General features: G+C 34.8%; 21 protein-coding genes. 8 read left to right on the plus strand and 13 right to left on the minus strand.

The window, feature by feature from the left end:
* Positions 1-51: 51 nt before the first annotated feature.
* The 4 genes from EG344_RS20965 to EG344_RS20980 form a co-directional block, all read right to left on the minus strand.
* Positions 52-1,413 (minus strand): aldehyde dehydrogenase, encoded by a 1,362-nt coding sequence (locus EG344_RS20965; RefSeq protein ID WP_123911263.1) that lies wholly within the window; start codon positions 1,411-1,413, stop codon positions 52-54.
* A gap of 207 nt (positions 1,414-1,620) precedes the next feature.
* The gene (locus EG344_RS20970; RefSeq protein WP_123911264.1) at positions 1,621-3,183 is read right to left on the minus strand and encodes an MFS transporter; all 1,563 of its coding nucleotides are present in this window, start codon (positions 3,181-3,183) and stop codon (positions 1,621-1,623) included.
* 321 nt (positions 3,184-3,504) lie between these two features.
* Positions 3,505-4,551 carry an HlyD family secretion protein gene (locus tag EG344_RS20975; RefSeq protein ID WP_123911265.1) on the minus strand — a complete coding sequence of 349 codons (1,047 nt, stop codon included), beginning with the start codon at positions 4,549-4,551 and terminating at the stop codon, positions 3,505-3,507.
* 5 nt (positions 4,552-4,556) lie between these two features.
* Complete coding sequence (locus EG344_RS20980; RefSeq protein ID WP_123911266.1) at positions 4,557-5,813, minus strand: TolC family protein; 1,257 nt, start codon at positions 5,811-5,813, stop codon at positions 4,557-4,559.
* A 213-nt stretch (positions 5,814-6,026) separates the two neighbouring features.
* Between EG344_RS20980 and EG344_RS20985 the strand changes: the two genes are divergently transcribed.
* Positions 6,027-6,830 carry a helix-turn-helix domain-containing protein gene (locus EG344_RS20985; RefSeq protein WP_123911267.1) on the plus strand — a complete coding sequence of 268 codons (804 nt, stop codon included), beginning with the start codon at positions 6,027-6,029 and terminating at the stop codon, positions 6,828-6,830.
* A gap of 84 nt (positions 6,831-6,914) precedes the next feature.
* Here EG344_RS20985 and rplI read toward each other — a convergent pair whose 3' ends face one another.
* From rplI to rpsF, 3 genes are all read right to left on the minus strand, one after another.
* On the minus strand, positions 6,915-7,418 hold the full coding sequence (gene rplI / locus EG344_RS20990; RefSeq protein ID WP_123911268.1) for a 50S ribosomal protein L9: 504 nt from the start codon (positions 7,416-7,418) through the stop codon (positions 6,915-6,917).
* A 108-nt stretch (positions 7,419-7,526) separates the two neighbouring features.
* Positions 7,527-7,829 carry a 30S ribosomal protein S18 gene (gene rpsR / locus EG344_RS20995; RefSeq protein ID WP_034706728.1) on the minus strand — a complete coding sequence of 101 codons (303 nt, stop codon included), beginning with the start codon at positions 7,827-7,829 and terminating at the stop codon, positions 7,527-7,529.
* Positions 7,830-7,862: 33 nt separating this feature from the next.
* Positions 7,863-8,204 carry a 30S ribosomal protein S6 gene (gene rpsF / locus EG344_RS21000; RefSeq protein WP_047095723.1) on the minus strand — a complete coding sequence of 114 codons (342 nt, stop codon included), beginning with the start codon at positions 8,202-8,204 and terminating at the stop codon, positions 7,863-7,865.
* 371 nt (positions 8,205-8,575) lie between these two features.
* Here rpsF and EG344_RS21005 point away from each other — a divergent pair, with 371 nt between their 5' ends.
* Positions 8,576-9,178: a hypothetical protein gene (locus EG344_RS21005; RefSeq protein ID WP_123911269.1), complete on the plus strand. Its 603-nt coding sequence runs from the start codon at positions 8,576-8,578 to the stop codon at positions 9,176-9,178.
* Between the two features lie 26 nt (positions 9,179-9,204).
* Here the strand turns inward: EG344_RS21005 and EG344_RS21010 are convergent, their stop codons facing one another.
* From EG344_RS21010 to EG344_RS21030, 5 genes are all read right to left on the minus strand, one after another.
* The gene (locus EG344_RS21010) at positions 9,205-10,554 is read right to left on the minus strand and encodes a chloride channel protein (protein WP_123911270.1); all 1,350 of its coding nucleotides are present in this window, start codon (positions 10,552-10,554) and stop codon (positions 9,205-9,207) included.
* 218 nt (positions 10,555-10,772) lie between these two features.
* Positions 10,773-11,204 (minus strand): hypothetical protein, encoded by a 432-nt coding sequence (locus EG344_RS21015; protein ID WP_123911271.1) that lies wholly within the window; start codon positions 11,202-11,204, stop codon positions 10,773-10,775.
* Between the two features lie 171 nt (positions 11,205-11,375).
* Complete coding sequence (locus EG344_RS21020; RefSeq protein ID WP_123911272.1) at positions 11,376-12,806, minus strand: serine hydrolase domain-containing protein; 1,431 nt, start codon at positions 12,804-12,806, stop codon at positions 11,376-11,378.
* Between the two features lie 176 nt (positions 12,807-12,982).
* Positions 12,983-14,290 carry a dihydrolipoamide acetyltransferase family protein gene (locus EG344_RS21025; RefSeq protein ID WP_123911273.1) on the minus strand — a complete coding sequence of 436 codons (1,308 nt, stop codon included), beginning with the start codon at positions 14,288-14,290 and terminating at the stop codon, positions 12,983-12,985.
* Between the two features lie 63 nt (positions 14,291-14,353).
* Positions 14,354-15,181: an S-adenosyl-l-methionine hydroxide adenosyltransferase family protein gene (locus EG344_RS21030; protein WP_123911274.1), complete on the minus strand. Its 828-nt coding sequence runs from the start codon at positions 15,179-15,181 to the stop codon at positions 14,354-14,356.
* A gap of 133 nt (positions 15,182-15,314) precedes the next feature.
* Between EG344_RS21030 and EG344_RS21035 the strand changes: the two genes are divergently transcribed.
* The 6 genes from EG344_RS21035 (at position 15,315) to EG344_RS21060 (ending at position 20,223) form a co-directional block, all read left to right on the plus strand.
* A complete protein-coding gene (locus tag EG344_RS21035; protein ID WP_123911275.1) occupies positions 15,315-16,274 on the plus strand; it encodes a PhoH family protein in 960 nt (319 codons plus the stop codon).
* 116 nt (positions 16,275-16,390) lie between these two features.
* On the plus strand, positions 16,391-17,056 hold the full coding sequence (locus EG344_RS21040) for a porin family protein (RefSeq protein ID WP_123911276.1): 666 nt from the start codon (positions 16,391-16,393) through the stop codon (positions 17,054-17,056).
* Positions 17,057-17,204: 148 nt separating this feature from the next.
* Complete coding sequence (locus tag EG344_RS21045) at positions 17,205-17,702, plus strand: hypothetical protein (protein ID WP_123911277.1); 498 nt, start codon at positions 17,205-17,207, stop codon at positions 17,700-17,702.
* A 452-nt stretch (positions 17,703-18,154) separates the two neighbouring features.
* Positions 18,155-18,811 (plus strand): outer membrane beta-barrel protein, encoded by a 657-nt coding sequence (locus EG344_RS21050; RefSeq protein ID WP_123911278.1) that lies wholly within the window; start codon positions 18,155-18,157, stop codon positions 18,809-18,811.
* 84 nt (positions 18,812-18,895) lie between these two features.
* The gene (locus EG344_RS21055; RefSeq protein ID WP_123911279.1) at positions 18,896-19,549 is read left to right on the plus strand and encodes a porin family protein; all 654 of its coding nucleotides are present in this window, start codon (positions 18,896-18,898) and stop codon (positions 19,547-19,549) included.
* A gap of 14 nt (positions 19,550-19,563) precedes the next feature.
* Entirely contained in the window at positions 19,564-20,223 is a 660-nt protein-coding gene (locus EG344_RS21060) for an OmpW family outer membrane protein (protein WP_123911280.1), read from the plus strand.
* Between the two features lie 82 nt (positions 20,224-20,305).
* Here EG344_RS21060 and ffh read toward each other — a convergent pair whose 3' ends face one another.
* Entirely contained in the window at positions 20,306-21,667 is a 1,362-nt protein-coding gene (ffh, locus tag EG344_RS21065) for a signal recognition particle protein (protein WP_123856077.1), read from the minus strand.
* Between the last annotated feature and the right edge of the window lie 217 nt (positions 21,668-21,884).

Here is a 21,884-nt window from a genome sequence, read left to right on the forward strand (position 1 = left end):
AACCTTTTTTATTTTTCACAAAGAATGTATGTTATTTGAGATCTTTAAGAATTATAAAAATCTTTTAATCCAGCTTAATTTTTTTTCAGAATAAGGTGGGTATTTAATATTAGGTTCGCCCCATGTGGCTTTTTCCAGAACAGATTTTTGATGAGAAAAAGTTTCAAAACCGAATTTTCCATGATAATTTCCTATTCCTGAGTTTCCAATACCTCCAAAAGGCAGGTTATCATTGCTTAAATGCATCACAACATCATTAATACATCCGCCTCCAAAAGATAATCTTTGGGTAAAGTTTTCCTTTTCTTCGGAATTATTGGTGAAAAGATAAGCAGCCAGAGGTTTTTCCAGTTCCAATACTGCATTTAGGGCCATATTATAATTTTTAAAACCGATGACTGGTAAAAGCGGTCCGAAAATTTCCTCCTGCATGATAAGATCATCCCAATCTATATTGTGAAGAATGGTAGGTTCTATATATCGTTTTTGTTCATCAGAATTTCCTCCGAAGTAGATTTTCTCGTGATCAATAAGACTGATCAATCGCTGAAAATTTCTTGTATTGATGATCTTTGTATACTGTTCCGAATTCGGGCTGTATTTAAATTCTTTAATGTATTTTCTCAACATTTCCAGAAACTGTTCCTGAACGGCTTCTTCTACCAATAAGTAATCAGGAGCAACACAGGTTTGACCGGCATTCAGGAATTTCCCCCAGACTATTCTTTTGGCTGCAATTTCAAGATTGGCATTTTTAGTAACAATGGCAGGAGATTTTCCGCCCAATTCAAGAACAACTGGTGTTAAATGTTCTGCAGCAGCTTTATATACTATCTTTCCCACTTTAGTACTTCCTGTAAAAAATATTTTGTCAAACTTTAGCTTCAGGAGCTCCGTTGTTTCATCAATTCCGCCTTCATATACATAAAGATATTCCGGAGGAAAGTTGTTATTGATGATAGTAGACATTGCTTTCATCGTATTTTCTGCAATTTCACTGGGCTTCAAAATACAACAGTTTCCAGCAGCCATAGCCGCAACAATAGGAGAGAGGGATAATTGATAAGGATAATTCCATGCCCCGATGACCAGAATATTACCCAAGGGTTCAGAATAAATTTTACTTTTTCCAAGCTGATTCGCCAGATTTGTACTTACTTTTTGGGGCTTTGCAAGTGACTTTAGATTTTTAAGATAATAATCAATATCATTCAGAACAAATGAGATTTCTGTGGTGAAGGTATCAAATTTAGATTTTTCAAAATCATTGTAAATAGCTTCATATAATAGGTTTTCGTTGGAAATGATAAGACTTTTGAGCTTTTCAAGATACATTTTTCGGAAGGCAAGACTTTTGGTTTGCTGTGTTTTAAAAAAGTCTCTTTGGCTCTGTAAAATTTTTTCAATTTCCATACGATGGCTTTTTAAAGTGCTGATGTAATTACAATGAGAGGGATGCAACAAGAAACCGGCCAAAGTTGATTGGGCTGAAAGATGGGTGAGGGGAGCTGTAGACCATTTTTGGCGTTTGGGAAATGTTGTTCATTTAAAGATTGCCTTAATCTGAATAGAAGTCACAGGTTATTTAATACTTCAAGAACTTCTATCCTCCTTTTTTCATTACATAATATTCCTCACTGCTATTTTAACCGGATGGTAAAGCAGTAAAAGGAGAGCTGTAACGAAAGCGAGCCAGAATAAACCTGTGAATATTTCCATATTGGAAAGCAGAATAGATTGAGCGGTTATTTTTGCTTTAAAAGCTCCTGCTGTCATCGATAATGATTCATTTACCGGAAGTTTTGAGATATTGGCTCCAAAAATCTGATTCCATTGGCTGTAGAAAACAGGATTGGTATCTGTAAGATTGAAGCTTAAGACGTCCGAATGTTTTAACGTTAAAAATAATATTCCATTTTGCATTAAAGCATATCCAATGGAAGTAGCCCAGAAACGGGTCGTAGTTCCCATTGCACTGGCGTTCGCCACATATTCTTCCGGCATTCCTGAAATCAGAAAGAATACGAGAGGAGTAAATAATAGACCTTGCGCCACTCCCTGAAGGAATAAGGGCGGACAGATAGTTGTAAGTGTGGTATCCGGATAAAAGGTGTAGGTAAACCAGGCACAGTCTATTGCGAGTAAAAGAAAACCTGTAAAAAATACAATTCTGGAAGAAACTCCACGAACCAGGCAAATTCCTGATAAAAGTACGCCTATAAGTGTCCCAGCCACATTCCAATACTGGATATTGACAATATAATCCCATGGCCATTTCCATACCGTTGCCATAATACTGTATACATTATTTAACCCTGAACGAATAAGATAAAAAATAAAAAACAGGATCATTCCCGCAATCACATTTTTAGAACTGAAAACTTCAAAATGAAATAAAGGGCGTTTTGAATTCCTTTGTTTCAACATAAACAAACCTCCGGAAATGAGAAATATAAACAAACAAATAATGATGGAATCAGACTCAAGCCACATCAGTCTTTTTCCATAGATAATAGCATAAGCTCCGGATTGAAGACAAACCCAAAGCAAAAACCAACTTGGAATATCCATTTGATATAATGGTTTTTTAGGAAAGAAACGATTTTTGTTAAAAATAACAAAGCCCAGAATCAAAACGAAAACATGAAAATAAGCCATCATTAAAATCATATGCTGATAATCATAATCCTGAATGCTTGATTTCAGTAAGGTTGTTGTTACGGTTCCTCCTGTCAACATAAGTGCATACATGAAAAGATAAGCAATCACTTTAGCATGTCTTGTTTTTAATTCAGCTATGATTAATGGCAGAAAGATAGCACCTTCCAGCAATCCGAAGAATCCTTCTAAAAAACGGATCACCAGAATTACATGATAATCATTGGTGACGGATAAGATATAAAGAAGAATGACGGAAACGGAAGACATCAGCAAGACATAATATTTTACGCTGAAATAAGACATAAACCGCTGTAACACCAAAAGTGTGACTACAAAAGTTCCATACATCAGCATCATCAAATATTGAATATCATCTGAGTCCACATCCATAAATGAAGAGGTAAAGGCACTATTGGAATGCAATAATGACAACAACATGATGTGCGGAAATAAAGCCAGTATGAGAAGAGGCAATTTCAGCCATTGCGGTAACCATTTATGATAAACTGTATTGTGTTGCATAGTGATTTTAAAAGCTAATAAAGCCTATGAATTCGCTTTTAGTTATTGGTTATATTAAAAATGCGAAAAGACAAAAGAGCAAAGGGGGTGTAAAAGTAAAAGGTAAATGACAAATACGCTTAAAGAAAAAATTGAGCAGATCTGTACGTTGCGGTCTTGCCTTTTCGCATAAAAAAAATAATTTGAAGATTTGAAAATGTGAGAGTTTAAAAATGATAGTAAAACCAAATATTTTTGTACTCTAATACTCTAATACTCTAATACTCTAATACTCTAATACTCTAATACTCTAATACTCTAATACTCTAATACTCTAGTACTCTAAATCTTCTTAGCGCTCACCAGAACATTCATTCCGGAAAGCAATTTTTCGTTGTCTTTGTTATTATCCAAAATAATTTTTACGGGAAATCTTTGCTCGATCTTTACAAAGTTTCCTGTTGCATTATCCGGTTTTACAAGAGAGAACTGAGATCCTGATGCAGGGGATACTGAAAGAATTTTTCCTTTGAATTCAACATTGGGATAAGCATCTGCAGTGATAATGACTTCCTGATTCTGATCAATCTGGCCAAGTTGGGTTTCCTTATAATTGGCAATGATCCACTTTTCTTTGCTTACGATTTGTACCAATGCCTGTCCTTCTTTAATCAATTGTCCTTCCTGAATTGTTTTTTTTCCTACCCATCCGTCATAAGGGGCTGTAATTACAGTGTAAGAAAGGAATAATTTAGCATTATTAAGACTGGCTGAACTCTGTTGAATCTGGCTTTTAGCCGGTGCTACTTTTGTCTGTTGCTCATTAGCACCTGCTCTTACCGCGTTTTTTTGCTGTTCCAGGGCTAGAAGATTTGCTTTGGATTGCTCATAAGATGCTTTTACATTTTCAAATTCCTGTTCTGTAGCGGCATCTTCTGACAGAAGATTTGTGTATCTTTTGTAATCCTGTTCAGTTCTCCAAATATCAATTCTTGCAGAGGCAATTTTAGCATCAATAATTTTCGTATCGCTTGCCTTTGTATTTACACTGCTTTGAATGGTAGTAATATTTTCAGTAGTGGCATTGAGATTGGCTTCTGCCATATGTACCTGGTTGACAAATTCCCTGTTGTCAATAACAATTAACGTGTCTCCTTTATGTACAAACTGATTTTCATTAAACTTTATGGTTTTAATAAATCCCGAAACCTTACTGGATACCGGAGTAATATATTGTTCGATCTGTGCATCGTTGGTCGTAACATTTTTTCTCGAAAAAAGATAGAAGCTTACCATCCCCGTGACTCCGCTGATGATAAGAATCCATGCCAATAACGTAATGGTCTTGTTAATTCTTTTTTCCTTTTGTGTCAGTTGTTTCTGTGCCATAGTTTTTATAAGTTTCCAATCGTATATTGGAGTTGATAGTATTTTAGTTGTCTGTTAATTTTTACGGAAATAAGATTAGATTCGGCTTCCAGATAAGCATTGTCTGCATCAATCAATTCAGTGATAAGGCTTAGCTTGTTTGCGTATTTTGTTTTTACAATACGGTAGTTTTCTTTAGCTTGATTAATAGCTTCCTCTGCAATTTTTACCTTTTGGTCAGTCTCCTCAAACTTTTTGTATGCTTCATACACATTATGTCTTACCTTTTCTTCGTTTTCTTCAATCTGAAGCTTGGCGAGATCAATATTTTCCCTTGCTTCCTGCATTTTGTATTTGTTTTTATACAGGTTTTCGATAGGATACGTAAGATTCAGTCCAATCATTCCTAAGCGGTAAGCATAAGGCTCAGGCGGAAAGAACATCATATTTGGGTATTTTAAAAAGTATTCTCCACCAGCCACTACTTTAGGTAAATAATTGGCTTTGGTGATTTTCTGATCCAATTCTTTTAATGAAAGATTCTTGTGGGTAATTTCAACCGATTCATTTTTGTTCAAGGCTGTTTCTGTTAACTCTTCAATATAAGGGATTGCTGCTCTATCAGAGATCAAGTCCTCCGTATCTACATGCATTTCCTGCTGTTCCGGAAGAGAAAGAATGGTTTTCAGCTTATGTTCTGCAATCTGTATGTCATTATCCAGTTCTGTCCAGCTCATTTTGTGATTAGAAAGCTGTAATGAAGTTCTCAATACTTCATTTACGGTAACCACTCCATTAGCTTTTAAAACCTTTACTTGCTTAATGTTCACAGAATCCTCTTTCATCTTATCATTAATAAGAGATTGTTGTTCTTTTAAATGATGGATTTGAAGAAAGGCTGTAATGACTTCCATTTTAAGCTGTCTTTCATCCAGGTGTGTTCTTAACGCTGAAATTTCAGTATCAACGGTGGCTTTTTTTTCTGTGTTTTTTATTTTTCCACCCATATAGACCGGGATAGAAGCAGATAAAGTAAAGTCGTACATTCCGTTAATTGCATTGTATTTTGTAGGCTTGTTAAATACACCATCCTGGTACTGGAAAAGATTGGTGACCTGGTTGTAGCTGGTATGAAATTCAATATCCGGAAGTTTTTCCATTTTCAGGTCTTTTTCCTTGGTAGCGGACATTTTCTGTTTTAAATGGCTGATTTGAATATTCTTGTTGTTTTTTAAACCAATTTCTATAGCCTGTTGTAAGCCGAGATGTTGGTAATCTATCATCTGTGAGTGTAAAAAATTGCTCAATAATAAGCACAACGCTATGCACTGATATCGGCATGCGTTCAATATTATATTCATAAATTAATTAAAGGGTTTTTGCTAAAGTGATTTTATACTGCAAATTTACGACGGTAGTATGCGGACACTATTTGTGAAAACAGAAAAAGATTTGATCATTTACGCCATTTTAAAAATTATGCCTATCTTTATTTCATGAATGATAATCATTTTAAAGCTGTAGAAGACGATGATGCCGAGTTTTATGTATATCATGTCCTTACTGGAAATGTTACAACAGATATCCATTACCATAGTTCTGCTCAGTTAGTCTATGCAGAAGGAGGTATTGTGCATGTTTTTACAGATTTGAAACACTGGTATCTTCCAGCCAGATGTTTTATGTGGATTCCGGCCGGAACACCCCATTATCTTTTTTCTACCAGTCCAAAAGTGGATTTATATAATTTTTATATTAAAAAAGAAGAAGGAGAAAATGGCTTTTTTGATGAAATCAATATTTATTCAGTTAATGAGTTACTTCGGGAGATGATTTTATATACCAAAGACTGGAATGGGAAAATCACAAAAAATGATGCTTCAAAATATTATTTCCTCAAAGCACTTAAAGGTGTTTTACAAGAAAAAAAACACAAGCATCTGGCGTTTCCAATACAGCATCCCTTTCCCAAAGATGAAACATTATTAAAGATTGCCAGGTATATTCATGCTAACTTGGAAAAGCCTTTAACAATTGAATCCACAGCGAAAGAGTTCGGAATGAGTACAAGAACCCTTTCCAGAAAATTCAAGGAAATTTTAGGCATGAATTACGTCCGTTTCCTGAGAGCTTTAAGAATTACCCGTTCTTTAGAGCTAATGCTTGAAGGGAAATACAATATGTATGAGATTGCGATGATGGTTGGCTATAATAGCCTATCTTCTTTCAGTAATATTTTTAAAAAGGTAATTGGAGTAGCCCCAACGGAATATCAACAGAAATTAAGAGGGGATAGATAGTTTTAAGCCATTTGTTTTTATCACAAAAAAACCACCTCAAATAATTGAAGTGGTCTTGTATGGTGAGAAAATCTCAGTCGCTTATTAAGCTTCTTCAGATTTAGCTTCTTCTTTCTTTGCAGCAGGTGCAGCTACAACTGGAGCGTCAGATACGATATCGAATTCGAAATTGTACTCAACGTTTCTGTGTAATCTGATGTTTGCAGTTACTTTACCAGTTCTCTTAATAGTGTTCCCTGGGATTTTGATGTATTTCTTCTCTACAGAAACTCCAGCTTTAGCAAGAGCAGCAGAAAGATCTGCATTGTTGATAGATCCGAATAATTTATCACCAGAACCTACTTTTGCAGGAATAGTGATAGAAGTTTTCTTCAATTGATCTACTACAGTGTTAGCAGCAGCGATTAATTTAGCTTCTTCTTCTTTTCTAGCTTCCAAAGTTGCTTCAAGAGCTGCTTTGTTTTTAGGGGTAGCTAAAAGTGCAATTCCCTGAGGAAGTAAGAAGTTTCTAGCATAACCTGGCTTTACGCTTACTGTATCAAACTCAAGTCCTAAGTTTTCTACGTCTTGTTTTAGGATGATATCCATTGTTGTTGTCCTTTTTAAAGATTTTAGACGAGTCTAAAATCAAGTTAGAATTAATTATTTATTCAGCAACAAAAGAAGAGATTGCTCTCTTCTTTTATTTATTTTGTCTTATTTCAATAAGTCAGCTACGTAAGGTAGTAAAGAAAGGTGTCTTGCTCTTTTGATAGCAGCAGAAACTTTTCTTTGGTATTTTAAAGAAGTTCCAGTGTATCTTCTTGGTAAGATTTTACCTTGCTCGTTTACAAACTGTAATAAGAAATCAGCATCTTTGTAATCAACGTGCTTAATTCCGTATTTTTTGAATCTACAATATTTCTTTTCAGATTTTGTATTGATATCAAGTGGAGTAAGGAATTTTACTTCTGATTCTCCTCCAGCTGAGGCTTGTTTAGCCATTTCATCTATTGCCATGTCTTGTCTTTTTTAAAAAATAGGGTTAATTAATTAAGCTTTAGCTGCTTTTACTTTAGCTCTTCTTGTTACAGCGTACTCAACAGCATGCTTGTCAAGTTTTGTAGTAAGGTAACGGATAACTCTCTCGTCACGTTTGAATGCCAATTCTAAGTCAGCTACTACAGAACCTTCACCTTTAAATTCGATTAAAGTATAGAACCCATTCTTTTTCAATTGGATTGGGTAAGCTAATTTTTTTAATCCCCAGTTTTCTTTAGCAACGATTTCGCAGTTCTTTTCTTTGATAAGATCTACATACTTGTTCACTGCTTCCTCTACCTGTGACTCAGATAGAACGGGAGTTAAAATGAAAACAGTTTCGTAATTGTTCATAATGTTAAAATATTTGTTAATTATTTCGAGGTGCAAAATTAGAAAATATATTTTTAATATGCAAGAGCATTTGTGTAATAGTTGAAAGTTGGAGAGTATAATGATAGCTCTTGGTCTCTGTATAATGAGATAATTCAGAAATCAGGAGCAATAGGACTTCCGTTTGGTTAAGAGATTAGTAGAATGATTATAAATATTTAATAAAGGAGATATTATACTCTTGATTGATTTACAATATTTTAAAAATGAGTTTCTGTTTTTGATTCAAGATAATTACTATTTATCGAAATAATACACGGAATTTTTGTGGTTGGGGACTGATTTTTGCATTCGGGTTACTACTTTAATCAGAAAACAAATTTTATCATACAATGAAAATTAATTATTACGTATTACCATTACTCCTGGTAGGAAGTTTATTCTATTCTCAAGACAAAATCACTAAAAAGAACGGAAATTCTGTAGAGGTTAAACTTATAGAAATTGGCCCTTCTAATATTACTTATAAGAAATTGGACAATCCTGATGGTCCAAGCCATTCTATGGATAAATCGGAAGTCTACGAAATCACCTACACCAATGGAAAAACAGAAATTTTAGGAAAATATAAAACCGTAGATGAAGCCAAAAGCCTGATCATTGCGAAGATCAATGAGTACGGAATTGACCGTGACAGAAATGATTTGTCTCTGCATGCTGAGTTTGATGGAGAAAATATTAAGATCAATTCATTGAATGCTAAAGGTAAGATTATTCATGCAGGTGACTTTTGGGACCTTAGTAAAGTGGTGGCTTTTCATGATCTGTCAAAAAGAAAAGATAATATTGTATATTTAAATATTGTTACCTATAAAATTACAAAATCTAAAAGAGAATTGAGTAAGTTGGTGATTAAACTTACTGATTATGAAGTGGCAGCTGATGTTTTAGAGGCCATGAAGGATTTAAAGATAATGCTTAAAAAAGACCTGTAAAACAGGTCTTTTTTAATTTAATATGTTTAGTCTTTTCTGAGCTCTGTTAGGAAATTGACCTTTAATACATCATACAAAGAATGTCTGCTCACCAAGATTGAAGCAATAGAGGAAACCATTCCGGCGAGCATCAGATGGAAAATCAATGAATGCCTGTCGGTCATTTCCAATACGATGATGGCTGATGTAAATGGTGCACGTGTAATTCCGGTAAGAAAAGCCACCATTCCACCTAAAATGACCACGTTGGTTTCATTGGGAGTTAAATGAATAACTCCTGAAATAACAGATCCGATACTTGCTCCGGCAGTAAGGGCTGGGGCAAAAATACCACCAGCTCCTCCGGAAGTAAAAGATAGAGCAGGACCCAGCATTCTCAAAATGGGGACATACCAGTCTTCATGTTTATTTTTTGTAAAAAGCACCCGTTCCATAATTTCTTTTCCTGATCCCAGAATTTCCCTATTAATGAAATAAGCAATGGAAGCAATGATTAAAGCGCATATAACCAGAAATGCAACATGGGCTCTGTCTGTTTTTAATGTTTTCTTTTTCCAGTCGTTAATCTTTAGCATAATCACGGAAAGTTGGCTGGCCATAATTCCGGCTGTGGCTGCCACAAGCATAATCGGAAACATAACCATTAAGGATACATCATTTGTTTTTGGATATCCAAGGTATAAATAGGATCCTGCTAAAGTCTGAGCGGTTAAACCTGCTATAATTACAGCGGTAAATAAAGCTGTTTTAAAGTAGTTGATGTGTGTTTTAGATAATTCCTCTACTGCAAATACAATTCCACCAAGAGGAGTATTGAAAGCTGCTGCAAGTCCGGCAGCAGCACCTGTCATAATCATATTTTTCTTAGAAATCTTGGGCCACCAATCAGGGAGATATTCATTGACTTTTCTGAAAACAGAGCCAGCGATCTGAATGGTGGGCCCTTCACGGCCTACAGCACCACCACCAATTACCAGCACCACAGAAGAAATGATTTTAAAGATGATGATTTTTAGGCTTAAAAGGCTTCTTATCTTTGTATGTTCTTTTGGATTGGCTAGTTCTACAGCCGCCATTACCTGTGGAATTCCACTTCCTTTAGCATTGGGAGCAAATTCCTTTACCAACCACCAGGAAAGCACAAAACCTATGGGAGCAATAATAAAAATCATCCATGCGTGCCAATCGAAGATAAAGTTCATGAGATGTTCACCCCAGGCAAATATTTGAGCATATAATACTGCAAAAAAACCGGTAATTACAGATCCGATCCAAAAAGGAATGGCTTGCAGAAGATTGTTTTTCAACTGTTCATTCCGGATGTTATCAAACGATTTCTTTATGGATTTACGAATAAGGATGAGGATTTTCAGCATTTGTAGGTTTTGAGGGATGAAATTACGTTAAAAAAACTGAAACTTATATTTCTTCTAAAAATTTTGAAATGATTAATGCGTTTTCAAGGCTCAATGCTTTGGATATTCTCAAGCCGGAAATAGTATGTTTAACCTCTATTTTGAAATCCTCATCAGAAATAGACTTTATGATTTCCTTTCTTTTCGGGTTCAGGAATGTCATTGCTTTGAAAGAATCACTACTTAGTAAAGTCTTTATTTTCTTTAGACTTACTATTACTAAAGATCCCTGCGATTTTGTCTGCAAACTTTTTTCTGTTGATGGAAATAAAACCAAAATCTTCATTCATTTCCTTTAATCCCCAAATTTCTAAAGTATCATATTTATCTGTGGCACGGGCTCCTTTGATTGTTGTTTCTATTAAATTAACAATAAAAAGATAAAAAGTACTTGTTTTATTTTTGGCTGTAATTTTGTAACAGAGCTTGGGCTCCTGTAGAAAATTTATCTCCTGAGACTGGAACTTGCTGTATGGAGAATTTTCAATATCTGCCATCGAAATATTATAGGTTGCAGATAACTGTTTATGTATTTCAAAAATCAGCTCCTCATCTTCTTTGGAAAAATCAAATAATTTAGTAACATAGAGTTTTCTGAAATCAAGTTCCATTGTATGTAGTTTGTTTAAAGGTAAAATTATTAAGGCAGAAATCCAAAAAAACCTTCAATCACAAAACGAAGGTTTTATATTTTAAAATTGTCCTGTCCTGAAATATTGATGCACAAAAAAGAATCGTTATGGAAGAACACTCAGAAAAGACGGATGAGTATAAAGTATGTGTTATTTCTTTTTCATTACATCTTCTATTTTTCGAATCATGTTTACAGCATTGGTATTTTCAGGATTTATTGCTAATGATTTTTTATAATTCTCTAAAGCCAAAACGTAATTCTTAGCAGAAAAATAACCTTCACCCAAACTATCAAAAGCATTTGCCGACTGTGGATTTTCCTTAGCATTTAAAGCAAAAACCTTAACAGCCTCGTCAATTCTTGAATTTCTCAGTAAAATATAACCTATATCATTCAGGGTGTTCTCAAAATTCCACTTTGGATTTTTTACTTTTATGGAATAATAGATTTTCTCCGCATCAGGATTATTCTTTTTAGAAAATTCAGAAATAATGGTTTCATCTGCCAATGAATAATCATCTGTTAGATTTTTATCAATCATAGAAGCAATATGATTAATGATCCTATGCTGAATAGGGAATAAGTTATATCCGTTAGACATCATGATGATGGCCATATTATTCTCTGGGTAAATTTTATAGGCGCTTACATTTCCACCAGAAAAAGCGTAAGAAGTGATATTGTTTACCTTATTGATGTCCCAGCCATAAGCAAAAACATCTTTTTTATTACCAAAATCAAAGGGCTGCCACATCATTTCTTTTGTTTTTTGATTTAATAAATCATTTTTACTAAGATGAATACTCCATTTTAAAAATGCAGGAAGTGTTATCGCTATTCCGTTGGCCGAATGGGCTCTTGTTCCGCTAATATCAGTAGATTTTTCATATTGCTTTTTTCCTGGATTGTAATTGTATTTTACCACACGGTTCGGAATCTTTTCGAGAGCATTTGAAGAGAAAATAACCTGGTTTTTAGAATCGGAAAACTGATTGTTCAGGATGAAATTTTCAAAAGACTGTCCCGTGATTTTTTCAATAATCATAGTAAGAAGAAGGTAATTTGTCTGATTATATCTGAATTGATTTCCTGTTTTAAAGTCCATTTTTTCTTTTGTCAGCCGTTCAAAAACTTTAGCACTAGAATCATCTGCCGAAATATCATTAAAAGCAATAAGATTAGGAATTCCCGAAGAATGAGTCAATAGATTTTTTACCTTCACATCCTGCCATTCTTTAGGTAGATTTTCAAGATACTTTGAGAGGTTGTCTTCCAAAGATAACTGACCTTTTTCAATCAATTGAAAAATACCAACATTTGATATTAACTTTGAAGTAGAATATATTCTGAACATTGAATTTGAATCAACTTTTTTATTATTTTCAAGAGTCTCCGTACCATAATACTGTTGAAAAATGATCTTGTCATCTTTTATAATACCAATAGCCAAACCGGGAATCTGGTTGGTTTTAATCACTTCTTTTACATATTGATCTATTAATGCTGATGAAACAGCTTTCTGAGAGTAGGCTGTCACCGAAATACTTAAAGCGAATGTGGCCAAAATGAATTGTTTCATAAGTAATTGTAATGGGTTCTGTTCTATATAAGACAATTCAACCTACAGTTGTATTACTCTTCAATTCAAAGATACTCAGATTGAGAAATAAAAAAACCTCAGATCAAAAATCGAAGGTTTTATATCTGGTATATAATCAGCATCAAGTAAACTACCCATTGCTGATTACTTATTACTTATATTTCTGTGTTCAGATCCCAGTTTTCAAGGTAGTCGTGAACATGTTTCAGCATCATTCCTCCTAAAGATCCGTCTACCACTCTGTGGTCATAAGAGTGAGACATGAACATTAAGTTTCTGATCGCAATTACATCACCGTCAGCTGTTTCAAGAACTGCAGGTTTTTTCACGATAGCTCCAATCGCTAAAATAGCTACCTGAGGCTGAGGGATGATTGGTGTTCCCATAAGGTTACCGAAGCTTCCTACATTAGAGATTGTATAGGTAGCCCCTTGAGTATCTTCCGGTCTTAATTTCTTGTTTCTTGCTCTGTAAGCTAAGTCATTGATCGCTTTAGCAAGACCTGAAAGTGATAACTGATCTGCATTTTTGATTACAGGAACAATAAGGTTTCCGTCTGGTAGAGCGGTTGCCATACCGATGTTGATATTTTTCTTTTTGATGATATTCTCACCACTTACAGAAACATTAATCATTGGGAAATCCTGAATTGCTTTTACTACAGCTTTTACGAAAATAGGCATGAATGTTAGTTTTTCACCTTCACGCTTTTCGAAGATCGCTTTGTTTTTGTTTCTCCATTTTACAACGTTGGTAACGTCTGTTTCAATGAAAGAAGTCACGTGTGGAGCAATTTGTTTTGCTTTCACCATGTTTTCAGCGATGATCTTTCTCATTCTGTCCATAGGAATGATCTCATCACCTGCAGCGGCAGTAATTGTTGCTGCGGGTGCAGAAACTGCTGGTTTTGGAGCCGTTGCTGTCTGTACAGGAGCAGCCTGTTGAGCAGGTTGGCTTCCTTTGTTAGCAACATATGCTAATATATCTTCCTTGGTAATTCTTCCTTCTAAACCGCTTCCCTTGATAGATTTCAGTTCAGTTTCAGAAATATTTTCCTGTTGTGCAATTGATTTTACAAGTGGAGATAAATAAAGATCTCCTGAGAATTCTACATTGGATGCAGCTGTTGTTTGTAAAGGCTGCTCAATGGTTTGTAATGTTTCAGTATCCGGAGTAGCTGCCGGTGTTTCAGTGGTTACTTCCTCAGAAGCAGAACCATCTCCTTCAATTTCTAAAATAGCAATGGCCTCACCTACTTTTGCAACTTCATCTTTTTGCTTTAAAATTTTTACGATTTTCCCCGAAACTGGTGTCGGAACGTCTGAATCTACTTTATCTGTTGCAATTTCTACTACAGAGTCATCCTCTTTTACGTTATCACCTTCATTGAATAACCAAGTGATAATTGTCGCTTCCATAACCCCTTCTCCCATGGAAGGAAGCAATAATTTGTATTCTGCCATTTTTGATTTTTAGATTTTGACAAATATATAAAAAAAATCGGTTTTTTTATGAAATATATAATTTTACATGAACTCAATGTAGATATTTTCACCTACATTCAACCCAAACAGGCTTTTAGCACCGTTTTTCTTACTTCCTTTATAGATCGTAAGCTCCAATAACTGACTGTCATTGAAGATTGCAGCAGACTGCCCATGAAATTCAGTCTCCCTTTCCCAGTCTGAAACTACTTCTGTGTGGCTGGAAAAGATCCTTGAAAGGCTTAGGTTTCTGAATTTTATAGTAAAACCATTGTACCCTTTGCTGATATTTTCAAAGAAATCTTGATTGATATTTGAGATTATATTTCCGAAATTGTCAATATAGGTAACTTCACCAATAATCATTCCTTCAGATTCATTATAAACAGCCCTTGGGAACATCAGTTGCTTTACGGAATCTATTTTTCTTCCAATTACTTCAGGAAGACCACCATTGGCAAGATGTACGGCTGCCGGAACAAAAATATCCGTAGAGGTGAAATTAATAATATCATCAAAACGGTTATTCAGTGTGATTTCATAGATGGCTTCCGGTTTAATATCAAAGAAGATAAGACTTAAAAGGCCGTTGTCTGCAGCCAGAAAGTAAGAACCATCAGCTTTATAAAGGATATTTCTTCTTGATTTATGGTAAAAACTGTCTACACAAAGGATATGAATACTTCCTTTGGGAAAATATTTATAAGCATTTCTTACAATATAAGACGTTTGTATGAGATTGAATGCCTGGATGTCGTGGGTTATATCAATAATATTAACCTCAGGATTTAGAGACAGAATTTTGCCTTTCACAGCGGCAACTCTGTAATCTAAATTTCCGAAATCCGAAGTAAGGGTAATAATTGACATGAGCAATTTATAGAATAGTGTAGTCTTGCAAAGTTATTTAAAATAAAAAGAAAGCCCGAAAGATTGTTGAAAAGAATTTGATATAAATTTGAAAAAAAGCTTTAATTTTAAAATCTAAAAATAAAAATACTGCATGTTTGAATTGACATATGATTTGGAAGATATCGATGCGAAAATCTTCTATGGAGTTAATAACCAATATTTCAACTTAATAAAATCAAGCTTTCCGACGATTAAGATTACTGGAAGAGACCATTATATTTTTGCGATGGGAAATCAGGAAGCTTTAGATATACTGAAGCAAAAACTGGATGATATTGTAAAATTTATCTCGAAAAACAACTCAATAGGGCTGAAAGACGTTGAAAATATCCTAAATATTAAAGACGAAAATGAAAAACAATTAGTCTTTGACCAGGATATCATCGTAAAAGGTGTCAACGGAAAAGTAATCAAAGCAAAGACGACCAATCTAAAAAAACTGGTAAAAGAAACAGAGAAAAAAGATATGGTTTTTGCGATTGGACCTGCGGGAACCGGAAAAACATATACCAGTGTAGCCTTAGCAGCAAGAGCTCTAAGAGATAAGGAAGTTAAGAGAATTATCCTGACAAGACCCGCTGTAGAAGCAGGGGAGAGTCTTGGGTTTTTACCGGGAGATCTTAAAGAAAAGCTGGATCCGTATTTACAACCTTTATACGATGCGCTTCGCGATATGATTCCGCATGAAAAACTGGAAGGTTTTATGGAAAAGAAAGTAATTGAGGTAGCTCCACTAGCTTTCATGAGAGGACGTACCCTTGATGATGCCTTTGTAATTCTTGATGAAGCTCAGAATACAACGCATGCCCAGATGAAAATGTTTCTGACAAGGATGGGGATGAACGCAAAGTTTATCATTACAGGGGATCCAAGCCAGATCGACCTTCCGAAGAACCAGCAGTCCGGGTTGAAAGAAGCCATGAGGATTTTGAATGGAGTGAAAGAGATTGGTTTTGTACATCTTACAGAAGAAGATGTGGTAAGACATCCTGTCGTAAGAAAGATTATTCTGGCTTATAATGATGAAGATAAAAGACTGAGAAATGATTAATTCTTTATAAGTAAAAGTTCTGTTAACCTTTTATTAACCTTCAAAAGTTGTCTTAAAATTTGTTAATTTGAAAAAAATAATTAGTTTTGCAAACCTTAATTAAAAACTAATTAACAATGAAAAAACTTTTACTTATTGCAGCGGTAGCTGTATTGGGAATTAACGCAAGCGCACAGTCTTTAAAATTCGGTCCTAAAGCAGGGTATTCATACTCTACATTAAAGTACAAAGCGGATGGGCATTCTGAAACTTCAGATCCTGTACATACATTTTATGTAGGTGGAATTGTTGAGTATAAATTCAATGACAACTTTGGAATTCAGGGAGAACTTTTATATTCTCCACTAGGAGGTAAAGTAAAGGTAGCTGAGGCTGATCCAGACGATCCAGCTACATTTTTTAACTTTAAATCAAAGCAGACGTTACATACTTTATTGATTCCTGTATCTGCGAAATATTTTATTACTGAAGGATTATCTGTTTCTGCTGGAGCAAGTTTCGGAGTGATTCTTTCTGCCAAAGCAAAATATACAGCTGATTTTGGAATAAGTGTTCCAGGATTTGAATTTAATGCAGATAGAGAAGAGGATATTAAAGACCAGACAAGTACTTTAAATATCGCTCCATTTGTAGGTGCTGAGTATGCTTTGGAAAATGGTTTATTCTTTGATGCAAGATATAACCTTGGAGTTTCTAACTTGGCTAAACACCCTGAAGGTGGTGAAAAAGCAACGAACAGCTTTATTCAGGTTGGTGTTGGTTTCAAATTCGGAGGAAACTAATTCTTAAGATTTAAAACATACAACTTATAGATAAGCAGGACAAAATATTTGTCCTGCTTTTTTGTTTTTAATAGGTGTCATTTATAGAAATATATCCCTGTGATGAAAATAATTAGTATTTTTGGGGCGTAAAATTTAAACTTAAAAAATGAAAAAGCTATTATTAGTAGGTGCTCTTGCACTTTTAGGAGGGGCTGCTCAGGCGCAGGAAGGTTTAAAATTAGGCGGACATATTGGTGTGCCTGTATCTGATGCGAGCAATGTATCTTCATTTACATTAGGAGTAGATGGAGCTTATATGTGGAATATTGCTAAAGGTTTTGACCTTGGGGTAACAACAGGATATTCTCATTTCTTCGGTAAAGATCACTTTGATGATTTCGGATTTATTCCTGTAGCCGTTTCCGGTAAATATAAATTTAAAGGAGCTCCTATCTTTGTAGGGTTAGACCTGGGATATGGTATTTCTACTAAAGATGGTATAGATGGCGGTTTCTATGCACAGCCTAAATTTGGATACCAGATGTCTAAAGGAGAATTATACATAGGATACCAGTCTGTAAGCAACAGACGTGATTACGGTTGGTACAGAGACAGCTGGAACATAGGTGCTGTTAACTTAGGATACAACTTCTTTATTAAATAAGAATATATTCAAATAAACATACGAAACTCTGGTCAAAGGCCGGAGTTTTTTATTGGCCAACATTTTAGATGTTATAGGATTTTGGGTATATAACTCTCTTGTACTGCTTTGAGAGGTTAAAATTAGTCTCGAATTATAAACATTTGTTTAAATTTTAACAGTTAATTCATTAAAAATTAACATTTTAACAAGAGTGTTTTGGCTCTCTTTTCCCAAATTATGCTGATTTTACGAAAATCTATAAATTTCAAAACCTAAACATATTAAGCTCTGGTTAAGGAATCGTTATTTTTTTATTCATAATATTGTGAAAAACTCAAAAGACTCTCTTGGATATGATTTATTTTTGTAAAAGCTTAAATTTTAACAATGATATTAATCACATTAACAAATTTTAATATTAGTGGATACGACTGTAAATTTGCCTCCAGAAAGTATTAAAAATTTTTAAAATGAAAAAAGTATTATTAGCGGGTGCTGTTGCACTTTTTGGTTTATCAAATGCTCAGATTGCTAAAGGAACTACATATTTATCAGGACAAGTTAGCTATTCTCAAACTGAAGATAACAACGATAACAGTAAAGTAGAAAGTATTAAAGTTCTTCCAACTGTAGGTTATTTCGTAAACACTAACTTAGCAGTAGGTTTAGGTTTAGGATACAAAAACGGTAAAAATACAGAAACTACTACTAGCCCAAGTGGAGCAACTGTAACTGAAATTGAAAGATCTAAGCCAGCATTTGTTGTAGCTCCTTTCGTAAGAAAGTACTGGACTTTAGCTGATAAATTATACATCTTCGGTCAATTAGAGGTTCCTATGGAATTTGGTCAAAATAAAGTAGAAGGTACTGCTACAACTACAACAGGAGGGACTACAACTGTTACTTCTGCTTCTACTAAAAATAACTACACTTCAATCGGTGTTAACGTTAAGCCAGGTTTAGATTACTTCTTAAACAAAAACTGGACTATTGAAGCTACTATCGGTGAATTTGGATACAACACTTCAAAAGAAAATGTTGACGGAGCTAAGAGAGTTAACGATTATAACTTCGGTTTAAACTTAAAAGCTGTAACTTTCGGAGTTAAGTATGTATTTGCAAAATAATAAACAAAGCATATAGCAATAGAGCCCTAGGATTATTATCTTAGGGCTTTTTTTACCTTATACTATTTAAAATATATAATAATCATGAAAAAAATCTTATTAGCATCTGCAATTGCTTTATTTGCAGGGCTTCATGCACAAACAAAATTTGGAGTAAAAGCAGGTTATGCTTTATCAACTTTGAATTCCAATGATGATAATTTTGAAATTGAAGGAATCAAAGCGAGTATGGAGTCAAAATCCGGCTTCTATGTGGGAGGATTGGTAGAACATAAATTCAATAATAAGTTTGCATTACAGGGAGAAGTTGAATATGCAAATCTGGGAGGTAAAGCAGTGGTTAAAGCGTATGGTGTTACGGTAACGGAAAAGCTTAACTTTAACAGAATTGTAATTCCTGTGTCCGCAAGATATTATGCTACGCCGGAACTAGGGCTTTATGCGGGGCCATATGTGAGCTTCAGAACCAATACAAAAGTTAAAATGGAGGTTAGTGGAGCACCTTCTAATCAGGCTGCTTTAAATGAAGGAGAGAAATATCTTGAAAAAACCTTTGATGACGGCCTTAAGTCTACAGAGTTTGGTTTATTCTTAGGAGCAGATTATACCCTTTATAAAGGGTTGTTTGTAGATGCCCGTTATAGTTTTGGTCTGACTAATATGATCAAGAATCCTGTAGATGGTGAAAAACTAAAAATGAACTTTTTCCAACTTGGAGTAGGTTATAAATTTAAATAATTCAATTAATAATCATGAAAAAACTATTATTAGCAGGTGCAGTAGCACTTTTCGGGCTTTCTAATGCCCAAATGACTAAAGGGGACTGGGTAATCAGTGGAAACACAGGAATGGGTTTTAATAACACTACAACTACAGTAAAAGTAGGAGGGAAGTCTACTGACGGTCCAAAAGTAAATACATTTTCAATTACGCCTTCCGTAGGATATTTCGTTATAGATAAATTAGCAGTTGGTATCGACTTAGGATATGTAAACACTACGACTAAATACCAAGGCCTTAAATCTGTAAATTCTACGTTTTCTGTAATGCCTACAGCTACTTATTATTTTACTAATTCCACTAAGTTTGTACCATTCTTAGGAGCAGGGATTGGATATGCGTCCAATAAAACAAAGTATTCTTTTTATAAAGACATCAATAATGAAGGGCTTGATCCTTTATTAATGCGAGATACAGAGGTTACTACAGATGGTTTGGCATGGAAAGTAAAAGGAGGGGTAACTTATATGGCTACTTCGTCTTTAGGAGTCAATTTAGGTATTTCTTATGACCAGTTTTCCAATAAGGAAACTATTATGAATACCGATGTTAAAACGAATATTAAAACTTTCGGGGTTAACGTTGGTTTCTCTTATTTTATCAAAGGGAAAGCTCAGAAGTCTGATAAATAATCAATTTGTTTAAAGATAAAAGATCAAAAAATCCGACTCAATTTTGAGTCGGATTTTATATTTTGATAAGATTGTTTCTGAGTTATTTTCCAAACATTCCACCCATTCCAGGCATGTTTGGCATTTTGCTCATCATCTGCATCATCTGTTTTCCTTGAGGTCCCTGCATCATCTTCATCATTTTACCCATCTGATCGAACTGTTTCATCAGTTGGTTTACATCCTCAATTTTTCTTCCTGCACCTCTTGCAATTCTGTTTTTTCTCTGAGTATTGATGATAGAAGGTTTTCTTCTTTCTTCCGGGGTCATAGAGTAGATGATCGCTTCAATGTGCTTAAATGCATCATCACTGATCTCTACATCCTTGATAGCCTTTCCAACCCCAGGAATCATTCCCATAAGGTCTTTCATATTCCCCATCTTCTTGATCTGGTTGATCTGCTTTAAGAAATCATCAAAACCAAACTCATTTTTAGCGATTTTTTTGTGAAGCTTTTTAGCTTCTTCTTCATCAAACTGTTCCTGAGCTCTTTCTACTAAGGAAACAACGTCTCCCATTCCCAGGATTCTGTCTGCCATCCTTTCCGGGTAGAAAAGATCAAGGGCTTCCATTTTCTCTCCTGTAGAAATGAACTTGATAGGTTTTTCAACCACAGAACGGATCGTTAATGCAGCTCCCCCTCTTGTATCACCATCTAATTTGGTTAGAACAACTCCGTCAAAGTTCAACGCATCGTTGAATGCTTTTGCAGTATTTACGGCATCCTGACCTGTCATGGAATCCACTACGAAAAGGGTTTCCTGTGGCTTGATGAAGTAATGTACAGACTTGATCTCGTTCATCATCTGCTCATCAATTGCTAAACGACCTGCGGTATCTACGATCACTACATCGTGATTGTTAGCCTTTGCAAAGTTGATTGCGTTTTCAGCAATAGTAGAAGGGTTGGTAGCTCCTTCTTCAGTATAAACAGGAACATTAATCTGTCCTCCTAATACTTTCAGCTGGTCAATTGCAGCAGGACGGTAAACGTCACATGCTACCAAAAGAGGCTTTTTATTTCTTTTTGTTTGTAAATAATTAGCAAGTTTTCCGGAGAAAGTAGTCTTACCAGAACCCTGAAGACCTGCAATAAGGATTACAGATGGTTTTCCTGAAAGATTAATTCCTTCCTGAGAACCTCCCATCAAATCCACAAGCTCGTCATGAACGATTTTTGTCATCAACTGCCCTGGAGTAAGGGAGGTAAGAACATTTTCGCCTAAAGCTTTATCCTGAACTCTTTTAGTAAGATCCTTTGCAACTTTATAGTTAACGTCGGCATCTACCAATGCTCTACGGATTTCCTTTACGGTTTCCGCTACATTGATTTCGGTAATTTTTCCACGTCCGGAAATATTATGTAATGCCTTGTCTAATTTATCCTGTAAACTATTAAACATATTTATTGTAAATTATAGGTTTGCAAAAATAAGGAATTTTTAAGAAACCTGAGTATGATAGACTTAATATTATAAGGATTTGATTAAAGTTAGAAGCTGGAGGCGGGGAGAAGGGGTATTTTTGAGGCCGATAATATAAAAGAGGGCTGTTTTATGGACTATTTAGATAATCTTAGGTGTTTTATAAAAGATTTAACGAAGGTGGGGAAGTAAGAGA

Origin of the sequence: Chryseobacterium sp. G0162 (assembly GCF_003815715.1) — a bacterium.
GTDB lineage: Bacteria > Bacteroidota > Bacteroidia > Flavobacteriales > Weeksellaceae > Chryseobacterium.

Coding starts and splice junctions, on each gene's coding strand:
- EG344_RS20965 (WP_123911263.1), bottom strand. CDS start 1,413: ATGGAAATTGAAAAAATTTTACAGAGCCAAAGAGACTTTTTTAAAACA.
- EG344_RS20970 (WP_123911264.1), bottom strand. CDS start 3,183: ATGCAACACAATACAGTTTATCATAAATGGTTACCGCAATGGCTGAAA.
- EG344_RS20975 (WP_123911265.1), bottom strand. CDS start 4,551: ATGGCACAGAAACAACTGACACAAAAGGAAAAAAGAATTAACAAGACC.
- EG344_RS20980 (WP_123911266.1), bottom strand. CDS start 5,813: ATGATAGATTACCAACATCTCGGCTTACAACAGGCTATAGAAATTGGT.
- EG344_RS20985 (WP_123911267.1), top strand. CDS start 6,027: ATGAATGATAATCATTTTAAAGCTGTAGAAGACGATGATGCCGAGTTT.
- rplI (WP_123911268.1), bottom strand. CDS start 7,418: ATGGATATCATCCTAAAACAAGACGTAGAAAACTTAGGACTTGAGTTT.
- rpsR (WP_034706728.1), bottom strand. CDS start 7,829: ATGGCAATAGATGAAATGGCTAAACAAGCCTCAGCTGGAGGAGAATCA.
- rpsF (WP_047095723.1), bottom strand. CDS start 8,204: ATGAACAATTACGAAACTGTTTTCATTTTAACTCCCGTTCTATCTGAG.
- EG344_RS21005 (WP_123911269.1), top strand. CDS start 8,576: ATGAAAATTAATTATTACGTATTACCATTACTCCTGGTAGGAAGTTTA.
- EG344_RS21010 (WP_123911270.1), bottom strand. CDS start 10,554: ATGCTGAAAATCCTCATCCTTATTCGTAAATCCATAAAGAAATCGTTT.
- EG344_RS21015 (WP_123911271.1), bottom strand. CDS start 11,204: ATGGAACTTGATTTCAGAAAACTCTATGTTACTAAATTATTTGATTTT.
- EG344_RS21020 (WP_123911272.1), bottom strand. CDS start 12,806: ATGAAACAATTCATTTTGGCCACATTCGCTTTAAGTATTTCGGTGACA.
- EG344_RS21025 (WP_123911273.1), bottom strand. CDS start 14,290: ATGGCAGAATACAAATTATTGCTTCCTTCCATGGGAGAAGGGGTTATG.
- EG344_RS21030 (WP_123911274.1), bottom strand. CDS start 15,181: ATGTCAATTATTACCCTTACTTCGGATTTCGGAAATTTAGATTACAGA.
- EG344_RS21035 (WP_123911275.1), top strand. CDS start 15,315: ATGTTTGAATTGACATATGATTTGGAAGATATCGATGCGAAAATCTTC.
- EG344_RS21040 (WP_123911276.1), top strand. CDS start 16,391: ATGAAAAAACTTTTACTTATTGCAGCGGTAGCTGTATTGGGAATTAAC.
- EG344_RS21045 (WP_123911277.1), top strand. CDS start 17,205: ATGAAAAAGCTATTATTAGTAGGTGCTCTTGCACTTTTAGGAGGGGCT.
- EG344_RS21050 (WP_123911278.1), top strand. CDS start 18,155: ATGAAAAAAGTATTATTAGCGGGTGCTGTTGCACTTTTTGGTTTATCA.
- EG344_RS21055 (WP_123911279.1), top strand. CDS start 18,896: ATGAAAAAAATCTTATTAGCATCTGCAATTGCTTTATTTGCAGGGCTT.
- EG344_RS21060 (WP_123911280.1), top strand. CDS start 19,564: ATGAAAAAACTATTATTAGCAGGTGCAGTAGCACTTTTCGGGCTTTCT.
- ffh (WP_123856077.1), bottom strand. CDS start 21,667: ATGTTTAATAGTTTACAGGATAAATTAGACAAGGCATTACATAATATT.